Origin of the sequence: Acidipropionibacterium virtanenii, from assembly GCF_003325455.1 — a bacterium.
GTDB lineage: Bacteria > Actinomycetota > Actinomycetes > Propionibacteriales > Propionibacteriaceae > Acidipropionibacterium > Acidipropionibacterium virtanenii.
This window is the reverse complement of the sequence record NZ_CP025198.1, coordinates 357,127-371,132: the sequence shown is the minus strand read 5'-3', so window position 1 is coordinate 371,132 and position 14,006 is coordinate 357,127. Positions and strand designations below refer to the sequence as shown.

The 14,006-nt window shown below is 68.7% G+C and carries 10 protein-coding genes; 6 read left to right on the top strand and 4 right to left on the bottom strand.

Going from position 1 to position 14,006, the window contains the following annotated elements:
* Window positions 1-10 precede the first annotated feature (10 nt).
* Both tnpC and JS278_RS01640 read right to left on the bottom strand, forming a co-directional pair.
* Window positions 11-1,411, bottom strand: coding sequence for an IS66 family transposase (gene tnpC, locus JS278_RS01645; protein ID WP_114043676.1), 1,401 nt, complete (start codon window positions 1,409-1,411; stop codon window positions 11-13).
* Window positions 1,412-1,798: 387 nt separating this feature from the next.
* The gene (locus tag JS278_RS01640) at window positions 1,799-2,746 is read right to left on the bottom strand and encodes a hypothetical protein (protein WP_147243122.1); all 948 of its coding nucleotides are present in this window, start codon (window positions 2,744-2,746) and stop codon (window positions 1,799-1,801) included.
* Between the two features lie 211 nt (window positions 2,747-2,957).
* On the opposite strand from JS278_RS01640, the gene JS278_RS01635 reads away from it, so the two are divergent.
* On the top strand, window positions 2,958-3,293 hold the full coding sequence (locus tag JS278_RS01635; protein WP_114043674.1) for a DivIVA domain-containing protein: 336 nt from the start codon (window positions 2,958-2,960) through the stop codon (window positions 3,291-3,293).
* Window positions 3,294-3,340: 47 nt separating this feature from the next.
* Here the strand turns inward: JS278_RS01635 and JS278_RS01630 are convergent, their stop codons facing one another.
* Window positions 3,341-4,855, bottom strand: a complete 1,515-nt coding sequence (locus tag JS278_RS01630; protein WP_220150014.1) for a carboxylesterase/lipase family protein — start codon at window positions 4,853-4,855, stop codon at window positions 3,341-3,343.
* 87 nt (window positions 4,856-4,942) lie between these two features.
* Complete coding sequence (locus tag JS278_RS01625) at window positions 4,943-6,178, bottom strand: ROK family transcriptional regulator (protein WP_114046047.1); 1,236 nt, start codon at window positions 6,176-6,178, stop codon at window positions 4,943-4,945.
* A gap of 163 nt (window positions 6,179-6,341) precedes the next feature.
* Here JS278_RS01625 and JS278_RS01620 point away from each other — a divergent pair, with 163 nt between their 5' ends.
* The 5 genes from JS278_RS01620 to JS278_RS01600 all read left to right on the top strand — a co-directional run bounded on the left by JS278_RS01620 (window position 6,342) and on the right by JS278_RS01600 (window position 13,982).
* Window positions 6,342-7,637: an ABC transporter substrate-binding protein gene (locus JS278_RS01620; RefSeq protein WP_114043672.1), complete on the top strand. Its 1,296-nt coding sequence runs from the start codon at window positions 6,342-6,344 to the stop codon at window positions 7,635-7,637.
* 24 nt (window positions 7,638-7,661) lie between these two features.
* Window positions 7,662-8,576 carry a carbohydrate ABC transporter permease gene (locus JS278_RS01615; RefSeq protein WP_114043671.1) on the top strand — a complete coding sequence of 305 codons (915 nt, stop codon included), beginning with the start codon at window positions 7,662-7,664 and terminating at the stop codon, window positions 8,574-8,576.
* A complete protein-coding gene (locus JS278_RS01610; RefSeq protein WP_114043670.1) occupies window positions 8,576-9,457 on the top strand; it encodes a carbohydrate ABC transporter permease in 882 nt (293 codons plus the stop codon). Before JS278_RS01615 ends, JS278_RS01610 begins: the two co-directional genes overlap by 1 nt.
* Before the next feature lie 227 nt (window positions 9,458-9,684).
* The gene (locus tag JS278_RS01605; protein ID WP_114043669.1) at window positions 9,685-11,397 is read left to right on the top strand and encodes a glycoside hydrolase family 13 protein; all 1,713 of its coding nucleotides are present in this window, start codon (window positions 9,685-9,687) and stop codon (window positions 11,395-11,397) included.
* 332 nt (window positions 11,398-11,729) lie between these two features.
* Window positions 11,730-13,982, top strand: coding sequence for a bifunctional metallophosphatase/5'-nucleotidase (locus tag JS278_RS01600; RefSeq protein ID WP_114043668.1), 2,253 nt, complete (start codon window positions 11,730-11,732; stop codon window positions 13,980-13,982).
* Window positions 13,983-14,006: the final 24 nt, after the last annotated feature.

Below are 14,006 nucleotides of genomic sequence, written 5' to 3'. Positions count from 1 at the left end.
GCGTAACTGTTCAGGTGGTGGTGGGTAGCCAGGCCTGGCCGTTGAACAGGTCGACCAGCACGGTGTAGGTGTTGCGGGCGTGCTTGGCCGTGGTGGCCAGGTAGGAGCGCAGCCGGACGAAGCCTTCGGCGCCGTCCAGGGTGCGGTGGGTGCCTGAGACCTTCTGGTGGATCTTGACCATGCGGATCTCGCGTTCGGCCGCATTGTTGTCCGGCGGCAGACCCGGGGTCGTGGCGAAGCGCAGGTAGTCGTCGATCCGGGACCCGATACGCCGGGCCAGCGCCCGATGTTTCGCCCCGACCTTGCCGGGGGCCGTCGTCTCGGCGCCCCGCAGTGCCGCATCGGTGACCAGGCGCCGCTGGCGGGCCAGGAACCCGGGGTCGGCGTGACCGGCGGCCGCGCCGGGGTCGCGGATCAGGCCGAGAAGGACCTCGAGGATCTGGCGGGCCCAGCAGAAGACGCCGGGCGGATCATGGGCGTCGTGGTAGTCGGCCACCGCGACCAGTTCCCGGATCAGGTGGGCGCAGCACAACTGATGATCGAGACCGTCGTAGGTGTCGTAGGGGGCCCACGCGTCATGAACCAGCACCCCCGAGTAGCCGGGCAGGACCCCGGCGGCATCCATCCCGGCCCGGCCGCGTTTCGGATGCACGCTGATATGGGAGAACTGGCCGGTGGAGGCCGAGTGGACCCAATGGAGCCGCCCGGCGACCCGCAGCCCGGTCTCATCGGCATGAACCACCGGGGCCGCGGCGATCCGACCCGCCACCTGGTCGATGAAGGCGTCCAGCCCGTGGCCGCCGGCCGCCTCGACGGCGGCGGCCACCGCACCCGTCGAGACGGGCACCCCCAGCAGGTCGGCCATCGTCGAGGCCACCCGGCCGACCGGCACGTACTGGCCGGCGGCCAGGTAGACCATCGCCGCACGAGCACGGGGCCCGTAGGACACGGGCGCGGCCACACCGGCCGGCCCTGCCCCGGCAGTCCGGGCCCCACAGGCGCACCGGCGGGTGACGATCCGATGCTCGGTCACCTGAGCGCGGACCTGGGGCAGGTCGACCACCTGCCGGGCCGTCACCGCCGTATCGGCCGAGGCGTCCAACGCCCCGCCGCAGGCCGGGCACCACTGCGGTGCATGCACCACCACATGGTCCGGGTCCCCCACCTGGCGCAGGGTCGCCCCCGGATGACCGGGCTGGCCGCCCGGCCTCCGACCCGACGGGCGCCGCAACGATCTCGGGGCGGGCTTGGCCAACCCGTCAGACGAGGGTGGCTTCGAGGAGTTGCGCGACGAGGAGCCCAGTTGACGCTCCAACTCGGCGATCCGGGCCTTCAACTCCGCGATCTGGGCCGCCTGAGCGGCCACCAGCCCGACCAACTCGTCATAGGTAGGTTTACGCGACCGCGGCATGCCCCGAATCCTCCACCCCCAGCCCCCACACCAGCCCCACGACACGCCGCACACCCCGCCAGAACACCGTCAGACCCCCGAACCCACCACCTGAACAGCTACGCAATGGCGTCGTGGGCAATTCTGGACCTCCTCCTTCACCAAGGATCGTCAACGCGGCACTGCTCGGCAATTTCTCTGATCGGCACGGCACTGATGTTAGGGCCGCTTTTCAACAGACTTCGGCCCTGAAGGTGAACACCTGATGAAATGAGCGGCGATCCGACTCGAGTCGCAGCACTGAGTCGCAGCCGGATTACCGCTGCATCGGTACGCTACGCGTGTAGAAACGCGGGTGTCAAGGCCCTCCGGCGTCCCCCTGCCACCCGTTGCCGAACCGTGACCATCTCATCGGCGTCCCCCCACCACGGCCGCCCGGGACCGGTGCCACAGGTGGGTGGTGACACAGGTGGCGGCACCGCCGGAGGACCCCTGGCCGTAGACCGCCGAGCCGGACTCGAAGAGGACGTAGAGATCCGTGGACGCCGACCCTGCCGACCGAGGAGCCCAGGTGATGCCCTCGGCCATGTTCGGCAGGCCGGCGGAGCGCTCGGCGCCGGTGCGCCGGTCCACCGTCGTGAGGTAGCTCATCCGGGTCCGCCCGTAGGACCGGGAGAAGACGAATGACCGGTCGGTCACCGCCACCCCCTGCACCAGGGTCGGCGTGGAGTAACTCCTCCGGGCGGTCATCACGGGGGCGCCGGTGCGCCCGACGGCGTAGCTGTACATCGTGTCGTTCTCGAAGTCGCCGACGTAGAGGCGACCGCCCTGGAAGGTGGCGTAGGAGGCGGCTGCCAGGACGTAGCTGGGCGAGTCCGGCAGAGTACCGCCGTCGCGGGTGCGCGCCACGTCCCGCAGGTCGATGCCGGTGACCCGGGGGCCGTGCTCGGTGCTGGCGACGTAGAGCCGCCCCCGTCCCACCGCCAGTCCCCCGGCGTGCCCGCCGCGATCGACGTCGGCGGTGTTGAGGCGGACGGTCTTGATGACGTCTCCGCGCAGGGTGGTGACCACCACCATCGACTGCTGCTTGTCGGCCGATGCGACGCCGGGGGTGCCGTCGTAGTAGGAGGTGAGGATCCAGCGCCGGGCCGGGTCGTAGGTCAGCCCCTGGGGCACCCAGTTCGTACCCGTCTGCGCGACGGCGTGCGGGACGCGCCGCCAGCCACGGTAGAAATCGGTGAAGGTGGAGCAGTCGCTCACCTTCGGGAAGGTCGCGGTGGCCGCCCGGGCCGGAACCGCCGGCATAGCGGTCACCGCGGCCGCTGCGGCGAGTACCGCGAGGACACGTTTCGTCATGGATCTCAACCGCTTCATCGCGGTCCTCCCTTTGATCGGTTCAGGACAGTTCCAGATCAGCTCCGAATCAGCACTGAATCAGCTCCGACAAAATACCCCTGATACGGTATGCGCACCGCTGGAGGCTGTCAACGATATTCCGCAGGGGTACGGCCGGGCGCCGCGGAGAATTCAGCGATCTATGTTGTGAACCCGGTGGTTAACTACCCATATGACCTCAGACCTTCCCATCACCCCGGCCGAGATCCAGTCGGTCCGGTTCAGCGCCGGGCACCGCGGCGATTACCGGACCGGGGACGTCGACGCCTTTCTCGACGCGCTGATCGCCGAGGTCCGTTCGGACCGCCCGATCGACCAGATGCTCTCCGACGCCCGGTTCCGGATGGCCACCAAACGCGATCAGGCCTACCCGGCCCGCGAGGTCGACGACTTCATCACAGGTCTGCGGGGACGGCCGGTGCAGGCCACCGACGACTCCTCGATCTTCGACGCCGCCCCTTACACCCCGCCCCACCACAGCATCTGGTCCCGGCTCACCGGGCGCTGAATCCGGGACCGGGGTCCGCGCGCCGGGGACCGCGGTCCCAGATCACCTCAGTCGGACTCGTCCAGCCCGGCCACCAGGGGCATCGCCCCGTCGTAGTAGCCCTCGTGGTCCTCGACGATCTCGTTGGCGCCGAAGACCCGGGTCTCCCTGGCCTCCTCGCTCCAGCGCGGCCATGCCGGATCCTCGCCGCGGATGAAGGAGACCGCCGCCCCGTGCATGGCGTCCGCGAGCTCCTGGCGGGGCCGCTGACCGGCGAGGGCGGTGACCGCCGGGTCGTCGAGGCAGTCGAACCAGAAGGGCACGTCGAGGCAGTGGTGGGCCCAGCCGTTGCGCGGGGAGCGCCAGCCGAACCCGTAGACCCAGGTGCCGGCCCCCTCGGAGGCGATCCTGGCGTCGGCGACCGCCGGCACCACCCGCCGGAAGACGGCGTCGGTGACGAATTTGGCCAGCAGGATCGAGCCGCCCTCGGGCACCAGCCTGCGATTGGCCCTCAGGTATCCCTGCCGGGCGGCGGAGTCCTTGACGACCGCGCGCATGAGCCACGACACCGGGAGCCTGTTCGTCCACTCCGGCAGCCTGTCGGCCAGCGTCCCGACCTCGTCGCGAGCCGCCCCGATGAGCAGCGGCTTGGTGGCGCCGACGCCGTCGCGCAACGCGGCCAGAGCGCCGCGCTCGACCACCTCGCCGTCGACGACGGGACCCCAGATCCGCCCGGCGAGGGCCCCGCGCAGCACCTTCAGGCCCTTGGCCCCGCGCTCGATCGCGTCCTGGGCGGCCAGCAGCCGGTCGGGTCCCAGCCCGCGCAGCCCCTCGACGGTGGGCGCCACGCCACCCTCCTCGGCGACTCTGCGGGTCCGCTCGCGCGCGACGTCCAGGGAGATGTCCACCAGCGTCGGTGAGATCGCGATCGCCCGGGCGAACAGCGACTGGGCCTCGGGCATCGACAGCAGGCCGAGCACCCCGGTGGCCCCGGCCGACTGGCCGGCGATCGTCACCCGGCGCGGATCCCCGCCGAAGGCCGCGATGTTGCGCCTCACCCACTGCAGCGCCGCGAGCTGGTCGAGCACCCCCAGGTTCGAGACCTGCGGCCCCGGACCGGCCTCGGAGCCGACCGCCCCGAACCCCTCGCAGCCCAGCCGGTAGGAGACCGAGACCGTGACCACGCCGTCACGGTTGAAGGCCCTGCCGTCGTACCAGGGGCTGCTGGGAGATCCGGAGACGAAGCCGCCGCCGTGGATCCACACCAGTACGGGAGCACTGCCGGCGACATCGGGGGTGAAGACGTTGACGTTGAGGGTCTGGTCGCCGGGCACGGCGGGCTCGGGAATGCGAGTGCCGTCGACGCGGCGTCGCAGCGGGGTGGCGCCGGGGTGAAGGGCGTCGCGCACCTGGGTCCAGGCCTCGGCGGGCTGGGGGGCGGCGAAACTCAGCTCCCCGACCGGTGCGGCGGCGAAGGGCACGCCCAGGAAGGCGATCGATCGCGCGCCGCTCTCCTGGGACCGGACCCGCCCTCGCACCGGACCCGACTCTGTCGTCGCCACCAGATCGTCATCCCGGCTCATCTGCACTCCTGTTCGTCGCACGCCCATCCTCTCAGGGGAGGCACCCCGCTGTCCTGCCCTGTCCGGCGCAGGAGCCGCGCGCGGCTCTCATGACAGGTACTGCAGCGGATCCTCCCGCAGCAGTGCAAGAGCGTGTTCCACGGCTCCGTGGACGACCCCGTGAACACCCAATCTACCGGCGACCAGACAGGGCAGCGGCGGATAGAACTCGGTCTCCAGAATCCGACGCGCCCGCACCAGGACGGCGTCGATGAGATCGGCGGGGGCTCCCGCCAGGATCACCGTGTCGACGTCCAGGAGGCTGGCCAGGGCGAGTGCGATGCGCGCGATCCGCCAGGAGATCCGATCGACGATGCGGGAGGCCGCCGCGTCCCCCGCCGACACCGCGGCCGCGACGTCGGCGACGGTGACGGTGACGGCGGCGTGGCCATCGCGGCTGTCGAGGCTGTCAGGAACGCCGGTACCGGGCGGGCGACGCAGCGAGGTCTCGAGAGCCGGATCCTCCAGTACCTCGCGCGCCCAGGAGCGTGCCAGGGCCGCGATGCCGCTGGTGCCCTCCGGATCGTCGAAGAAGGCGTCCAGCAGCCGCATCTCGCCGGCCCCGCCCCGCGCCCCGCGCAGCAGTCGCCCGTCGACGATCAGCCCCGAGCCGAAGCGTTCACCGGTGAGCAGGGTGGCGGAATTGCCCGACCCGCGGGCCGCGCCATCAGATCCGTCGCCCGCCCGGCCCGACTCGGCCAGGGCCGCAAGATTGGCGTCATTCTCGATCACCACCCGCCCCGGGAGCCCGGCGGCGAAGCCGGCGTTCATGAGTGGCCAGAATCCGTGCTGTCCCTCGGGGGACCGGCCTTCGGCGTCCACCGGGGCGGGGATGCCCACCACCGTGAGCAGCAGATCCTCCTGGCGGCAACCGGCCTCGGCCATGCTGGTCTCCAGGAACTCGCGCGCCACCCGCACCCGGCCCTCGCGGCCCAGCGCCCAGGAGTCCACCTCCTCGCGTCCGCCGGCCACCTGCTCGCCGTGCAGATCGGCGACCCGGACCGAGAAGTGATGCTCCCCCGCGTCGATCCCCGCGACCCGCAGGCGCCCGGCGATGCGGTACCGGTGGGCGGGACGCCCCGGCCCGATCCTGGTGGTGGCGCCGCACTCCTCGAGCCAGCCGGCCTCGACCATCTCGGTGCAGAGGCCGAGCACCGTCGCCCGGGTGAGGGAGGTGGCCTCCATGGCCCGGGCCGCGGTGAACTCTCCGGCCCCCAGGGCATAGCCCAGGACGACGCCGAAATTGATTCGCCGCAGCAGCCGGGGGGAGCGAGCCGAGTCCATGACCACCCCCAGACAGTAGCCCACGCGAGCGGCACCGGCGCCGGCTCGGGCGGGTCGGATCAAGCCCCTTGACGGAGGCGATCCGATGTCACATAATTTTGATACACCATAAATCTATGGCGTGGATAAAGTGCGCAGATGCACCTGCACCAAGGAGACGCCGATGTCATCCCTTGTGTCACCCGTCGGAGAACACCGCTTCCGGCGGCCCCTCATCAGAACCCTCGTCAGTCTGCTCGCCGCAGTCATGACCGGCCTCACCGTGGCCGGCTGCTCAGCCGGCGGACAGACCAAGATCGTCTTCGCCTTCAACAAGCGCGAGGCGATCCCCTTCATGACCCAGGTCGTCAAGGAGTACAACGCCTCGCAGAACAAGGTCCGGGTCGTGATGGACACCTCCGGTATCGGGACCACGGCTGCGGGATTCGTCCGCGGCAACCCGCCGGACTTCCTCCTGGCGAACTTCAACAACCAGGCCGCCCGCTACGTCACGCACTGCTCGGTGATCGACGTGTCGGGCACCCCGGCCGCCAGGCGGATCCGCACCGACGTCAAGTCCCTGGTGAACTCGGTGGGCGTGTGCCCGGGCCGCACCAGCGCCGTCCCCTACTCGATCATGGCCGCCGGAGTGCTCTACAACAAGGACATCTTCGCCAAGTACAACCTCAAGGTGCCCACCACCTGGAACGAACTCATCGCGGTCTCGAAGACCCTCAAGGCGGCCGGGGTGACCCCCTTCTACGGCACCCTGTTCGACTCCTGGACCGTCTCCCAGGGCTGGTTCGACTACTCGGCCGGCGGCTCGGTGAACCTCAAGTCCTTCTTCGCCACCATGGCCGAGGAGGGCAAGGACGTCGGGCCCGATTCCGCGGTCTCCTTCCAGAAGGACTTCCTGCCCGCCATGGAGAAGATGATGGTGCTGGCCAAGCAGTACACCAACTCCGACGCCGCGTCGAAGATCTACGGCGACGGCAACACCGCAATGGCCAACGGCAAGGCGGCCATGTACCTCCAGGGCCCGTGGGCCTTCAGCGAGATCTCCAAGACGAACGCGAAGGCGCCGCTGGGCACCTTCCCACTGCCCATGAGCAACAACGCCTCCGATCTCAAGGTGGCGGTCAACGTCGACCTCGCGGCCATGATCCCCGAGCAGTCGAAGCACCAGGGGGAGGCCAAGGAGTTCATGAACTTCCTCTTCCAGAAGAAGAGGATCGACGCCTACAACGCCTCCCAGCTCGGCTACGGGCCGACCACCGATGCCGCCCGGGTCACCGACTCCCGGATCGCCGGGCTGCGCTCCTACTACGAGGGCGGCCACTTCTACGCCGGGCCGTCATACGTCATCCCCCAGGCCATCCCGATCACCAACCTGTCGCAGAGCATCGTCCTGGGTGCTGATCCCAAGGGCGTGCTGGCCACCATCGATGCGGACTGGGCGCGGTTCGCCCGCCGCCAGTAGGCGCGGAGCGCAAGGAGTTATCCCATGGCTACCACCTCACTTCCCGCGTCCGCGAAGATCGACCACGCGACGCTGCACCACACCCGCCGAAAGGTGGAACCGGTCTTCTGGTGGATGACCATCCCCACCCTCATCGTGTTCACCCTAGCGATCCCGATGCCGGCCGTGGTCGGCATCTTCTACAGCTTCACCAACTTCATCGGCGTCGGCGACTGGCGGTTCATCGGCCTGTCCAACTACATCGCGATGTTCACCGATCCGCAGATCCGCTCGAGCTATCTGTTCACCGTCGGCTTCTCCCTGGTGACCGTCGTCCTGGTGAACGTCGTCTCCTTCATGCTGGCGATCGGCCTGATCTCCAGGATCCGCGCCAAGGTGGTCCTCCGGACGATCTTCGTCATCCCGATGGTCATCTCCGGCATCGTCATCGCCTACGTCTTCCAGTTCCTCTTCTCCAACTCGCTGCCGACCATCGGCAACGCCCTGGGGATCGGATGGCTCAAGGAGAGCCTCATCACCAATCCGAGCCTGGCCTGGCTGGCCGTCGTCTTCGTCACGGCGTGGCAGTCGGTACCCGGCACCCTGCTGATCTACATCGCCGGACTGATGGCGGTTCCTGCCGACGTCTACGAGGCCGCCGACATCGACGGAGCGACGAAGTTCCAGCAGACGATCAGGATCACCCTCCCGCTCGTCTTCAGCTACGTGGTGATCAACACGATCCTCGGCTTCAAGGGCTACCTCAATGCCTACGACATCATCGTCGGTCTGACGAACGGCGGCCCGGGCACCTCGACGATGTCGGTCGCCATGAACATCGTCGGCGGCCTCACCAACGGCGACTACGCCTACCAGATGGCCAACGCGACGGTCTTCTTCATCTTCACCCTCATCGTCTCGCTGCTCCAGCTCTCCCTCATGCGTGGAAGGAACAACTGATGACCGCGCTACCCATGGCCCCGGCACCGGCGGAGAAACCCCAGAAGGTCAGGATGCGCGCCGAGCGGGTCAACTGGCCGGGCACCATCATCCTGGCCATCTGCTCGTTGACGGTGCTCGTCCCCCTCTACGTGACCATCTCGATGGCCTTCAAGACGACCCACCAGGCCGTCGACGGCAAGGCCTTCAGTCTGCCGCACCCGTTCAGCGTCGAGGGCTTCACGCAGGCCTGGACGATGACCAGCACCGCGGTCGGCGCGGGGGTCTCGGCCGTCATCACGGCGGGCGTCGTGGCGGCGACGATCTTCCTCGCCGCATTCGCCTCCTATGCGATGGTGCGCAACTGGGAGCGCAGGTTCTTCCGCTACTCCTTCTTCTACGTGCTGGCCGCCATGTTCATCCCCTTCCCGGTGGTGGCCCTGCCGCAGATCAAGCTCACCGGCCTGGTGCACCTGGACAATCCCGTGGGGGTGATCGTGCTGGCGACGATGTTCCAGCTGGCCTTCAGCGTCCTGCTGTTCACCACCTTCCTGCGCTCGATCCCCTATGAGCTGGAGGAGAGCGCGCAGATCGACGGGGCGACCACCTGGCAGACCTTCCGGCAACTGATCTTCCCGCTGCTGGCGCCGATGAGCGCGACAGTGGGGATCTTCGCCTTCCTCTACGCCTGGAACGACTTCATGATGCCCTCGCTCATCATCTCCGACGCCACCATGCAGTCCCTGCCGGTGCGCCAGAACATCTTCCAGACCCAGTTCTCGAACAACTACAACGTGTCTTTCGCGTCCTACCTGATGGCGATGGCCCCGGCGATCATCGTCTACATCTTCACCCAGCGATGGGTGATGTCGGGCGTGACCCAGGGCGCGGTCAAGGGCTGATCGGCGCACACGAGCTCGCCGATCACTCGCTGGAGCGCCGTTCTCCGGACGTTTCTGTCGGAATCGGGCCTCCAGCTAGTGATCGGCGCGCCGCGCCGGACTCGATGCCCCGAAGCAGCTGTGGCCCGGGTCGCGTTCCCCGGGATTGATTTATACACTGAATATATGTTTCGCCGGATGCCTCGCCGTAGCGCCTCCCGGCCCTCTCGCTCGCTGAAAGGCCTCCCGTGACCCTCACGCAGACCGCACCCTCGCCGTTCCGCATCCCCGCCGACGCACCGGACTGGTGGCGCCAGGCGGTGGTCTACCAGATCTACCCCCGCTCCTTCGCCGACTCGAACGGCGACGGGATCGGGGATCTGGTCGGCATCATCTCCCACGTCGGCTACCTCGCCGCCCTCGGCGTCGACGCCGTGTGGCTGTCCCCGTTCTACCCCTCGGCCCTGGCCGACGGGGGCTACGACGTCGACGACTACCGCGATGTCGACCCACGGATCGGCACCCTGGACCAGTTCGACGAACTGGTCGCCGCTCTTCACGGCGCCGGCATCCGGCTCATCGTCGACATCGTCCCCAACCACTCCTCCGACCGGCACCGCTGGTTCCAGGAGGCCCTGAACTCCCCCAGAGGGTCGGCGGCCCGTGACCGCTACATCTTCCGCGACGGTCTGGGAGAGAACGGCGAGCTGCCCCCCGCCGACTGGACGGCCTCCTTCGGCGGCCCCGCCTGGACCCGGGTCCCCGACGGCCAGTGGTACCTCCACAGCTTCGCTGTCGAGCAGCCCGACTGGAACTGGCACAATCCCGACGTCCACCAGGAGTTCATCGACACCCTGCGCTTCTGGGCCGATCGAGGCGTCGACGGGTTCCGGGTCGACGTCGCCAACGCTCTGGCCAAGGACCTGCCCGACCCCCTGCCCACCGCGGCCGAACTGGCCGCGATGCCGATGGACGGCACTCACCCGACCATCGACCGCGACGACGTCCAGGACATCTACGCCGAATGGCGTCGGGTCTTCAACGAGTACGACCCGCCCCGCACCGCCATCGCCGAGGCCTGGGTCGACGATCCCGCCCGCCGGGCCCGCTACGCCCGCCCCGAATCCTTGGGGCAGGCCTTCAACTTCGACCTTCTGCAGGCCGACTTCGACGCCGCCCAGTTCCGGCGCATCGTCACCGCCAACCTCGACCAGGCGGCGCTGTCCGGGTCGTCGTCGACCTGGGTGCTGTCCAACCACGACGTCACCCGGCACGCCACCCGCTACGGGCTGGCGCCGCTCGCCGGATCGTCGGCCAAGCAGGGCATCGAGTGGATGAAGGCCGGGGCGCCGGCCGACCGGATCGATCCCGCCCTCGGCCTGCGCCGGGCCCGGGCCGCCACCCTCTTCGAGCTGGCCCTGCCCGGATCGGCCTACCTGTACCAGGGCGAGGAGCTCGGTCTGGCCGAGGTGACTGAGATCCCCGACGACCGGCGTCAGGACCCCACCTTCTTCAACAGCGCCCCCGACCACGACACCTATGAGGGCGTCGGGCGGGACGGCTGCCGGGTGCCGCTGCCCTGGACGACGTCGGGGCCCTCCTTCGGCTTCGGTCCCGACGATGCGAGCGCCGGGGCGCACCTGCCCCAGCCGGCCTGGTTCGGGGACTTCTCGGTGGCCGCCGAGGAGGACGACCCCGACTCCACGCTGGGCCTTTACCGCCGGGCCCTGGCCCTGCGCACCGAGCTTGAGGGAGCCGAGACCCTGGAATGGGACGACACGCTCTCAGTCGGAGGCGTGCTGGCCTTCCGGCGCCCGGGAGGGTGGATGTGCCTCACCAATTTCGGTGAGGATCCGGTAGCCCTGCCCGAGGGCCGGGTCCTGACCGCCAGCACCCCGCTGCTCCACGAGGAGGGCCGGGTCCTGGTGCCGGGCGCCACGACCGTGTGGCTGCAGCGCTGAGGATCGGGCACCGAGACGGGCATGAAATCACATCTCAGCAAGCCGTAGCTTCCCCCTCAGCGCTCCGATGTGTACAATGTCCGTCCTTGCCAGGGTTTGATTGCGGGACACGGCCGTCGAATCTGAGAACTGGTTAAAACTCACACCGATTCTGACAGAACCCTTCCTCTGGACCGTTCAAGTGGCGGACACTTGCTCCCGGTACCTCTCCATGAGGCACACCCGGTCACCTCAGCCAAGGGAACGTGATGAGTCAGAGTCCGAGCAGTCCCGGTCACGACGCCGATCCACGGTGTCGTCGATCCCGGCTCCCGGGCACGGCCGTCCGGAGGGTGCGCACCGCACTGATCGCGGTGTGCACCGCCGCGCTGCTCGCCGCCACGGCCGGCACCGCCCAGGCCGCTCCGTCGCCGTCCGACCCCTCCTCGACGACCTCCATCTGCACACCCGACCGGACGCTGTCGATGTTCAGCTTCAACGGCTTCCAGGGCCACATCGGCAACGCTGCAGCGCTGTTCACCCCGGTGGTCCGGGAACGGACCAGTGTCGGGGACAGCAACGTCCTGCTGCTCAGCGCGGGCGACAATGTGGGCGGGTCGCCCTTCGAGTCCGCGACCCAGGAGGATCTTCCGGCCCTCGACATCCTCAAGGTCGCAGGGGTGGACGCCTCGGCGGTGGGGAATCATGACCTCGACCGGGGTTTCTCCGATCTGCGCGATCGCATCGTTCCCCATATCGACGGGGACTTCCCCTATCTCGGCGCCAATGTGAGGAAGACGAGCACCGGCACCATCGCGTCGCCGCTGTCGGCCTCGACCATCATCAATCGCGGTGGGCTGAAGATCGGTGTGGTCGGGGCGATCACGAAGAATCTGTCCTCCCTCGTGGCATCCGCCGGTATCAGCGGCCTGGAGATATCGGATCCCGTGGCGGCCGTGAATGCCGAAGCGGCCATGCTCAAGAAGAACGGCGCCGACATCGTCGTGGCCGCCTATCACGAGGCCGCCGGCGGTGATACGGCCTCCCCGAGCCCGCAGAGCACGGACTTCTCGCCGATCGTCGAGAAGACCAGCCGCGACGTCGATGTCGTCTTCACCGGGCACACCGGCCGCCAGTACTCGTGGCGCACCCGGACCGGCGCGCCCCTCATGCAGGCCGAGTCCGCCGGCGCCGGCCTGGCGAAGGTGCGGATCGGGTACGACTCCGCCAGGCGGAAAGTCTGTTCGACCAGCGACTCGTTGGTTCCGGCGGCCTCCCGGGTCCAGTCCTCGAACCCCACGATCTCGGCCATCCAGCGGCTGGCCGATGACGCCGCCCGTCAGGCCGACGCTCTGGGACAGCGGAGAATCAGCACGACGTCGTCCCCCGTCACCACTGCGGCCGATTCGACGGACACCTCCTACGGAAACGAGGTGCGCAACCGGGAGTCGACGCTGTCGAACATGGTGGCGCAGATGTACAAAGACACCCTCGGAAGAAATGATCCCAACTTCATCGGGCTGCAGAATCCTGGAGGCACCAGGGCCTCACTGCTGAATCGACAGGTGACATACAAAGAGGCCGCGCAGGTCCTGCCCTTCGCGAACACGCTGGCCACCAAGAAGGTCACCGGGGACCAGTTCCGACGAATGCTCGAGCAGCAGTGGCGGACCGATTCCGGTGGAGGCACGCCGTCCCGGGCCTACCTGCAGCTGGGGATGTCGAGCAATGTCACCTACACCTATGACGAATCCAGGACCCTGGGCAGGCGGATCACCTCGATCTGGTTGAACGGACGACCGGTCGATCCGAAAGGCACCTACACCATCGGGTCCGGAACATTCCTCATCGACGGGGGCGACGATTTCACCGAGCTGGCGAAGGGGGCCAGACCGGTCGACACCGGAAAGGTGGATCTGGAGTCCTGGGTGAGCTGGATCCGGACGAGGGGAACCCTGGAACCCTCATTCGCCAAGCAGGCGGTGCCGGTCACCTCCTCGGTGGCCGGCGACGGCCGATCGGCTACCTTCACGCTCGGAATGCCGAGGACCGGCGGCGCCGCCCCCGACACGGTGGATCTGACCAGCCGGGAAGCCGTCAGGAACCGCAGCGTCACGGCCTACCTCGTGCAGAACGGCCGCAAGGTCAAGGTGGCGAGCGCACCGGTCACCGGGGGCACATCCACCGTGACCTTCGCAGTACCCGCCGAGCACGGCCTGACCAGTGGTGACGCCGTCGTCCGCTTCGAGTTCCCGGGCTCGGGCACAGTGGTCCGCTCACAGATCCGGATCACCGTACCGACGGATCCCGTACCGGCAGCCCCCGTGCCGCCCAGCACGACGCCGAGCCCGGCACCCACCGGCACGCAGACCAGCCCGGCACCGACCAGCACGCAGACCAGCCCGGCACCGCCGGACGCGGCGACCGACCCGGTGCCGGCGAACGCGACGACGAGCCCGGCACCGACCAGTGCAGCTACCGACCCGGCGTCGCCGGATGAGTCGGGTGATGTGACGAGCCCCGAGCCGAAACCCGGGGAGCCGACCGGTCCCGTCCCGGTCGCCGGCGTCCCCCAGGATTCCGGGACGCCCGCAACGGCGGCCTGAACGTCGTCACGCCGCCGTACCGGA

Excerpts from the sequence above, each read along its gene's own strand:
- tnpC (WP_114043676.1), bottom strand. The coding sequence starts at position 1,411 with ATGCCGCGGTCGCGTAAACCTACCTATGACGAGTTGGTCGGGCTGGTG.
- JS278_RS01640 (WP_147243122.1), bottom strand. The coding sequence starts at position 2,746 with ATGACGAAACGTGTCCTCGCGGTACTCGCCGCAGCGGCCGCGGTGACC.
- JS278_RS01635 (WP_114043674.1), top strand. The coding sequence starts at position 2,958 with ATGACCTCAGACCTTCCCATCACCCCGGCCGAGATCCAGTCGGTCCGG.
- JS278_RS01630 (WP_220150014.1), bottom strand. The coding sequence starts at position 4,855 with ATGAGCCGGGATGACGATCTGGTGGCGACGACAGAGTCGGGTCCGGTG.
- JS278_RS01625 (WP_114046047.1), bottom strand. The coding sequence starts at position 6,178 with ATGGACTCGGCTCGCTCCCCCCGGCTGCTGCGGCGAATCAATTTCGGC.
- JS278_RS01620 (WP_114043672.1), top strand. The coding sequence starts at position 6,342 with ATGTCATCCCTTGTGTCACCCGTCGGAGAACACCGCTTCCGGCGGCCC.
- JS278_RS01615 (WP_114043671.1), top strand. The coding sequence starts at position 7,662 with ATGGCTACCACCTCACTTCCCGCGTCCGCGAAGATCGACCACGCGACG.
- JS278_RS01610 (WP_114043670.1), top strand. The coding sequence starts at position 8,576 with ATGACCGCGCTACCCATGGCCCCGGCACCGGCGGAGAAACCCCAGAAG.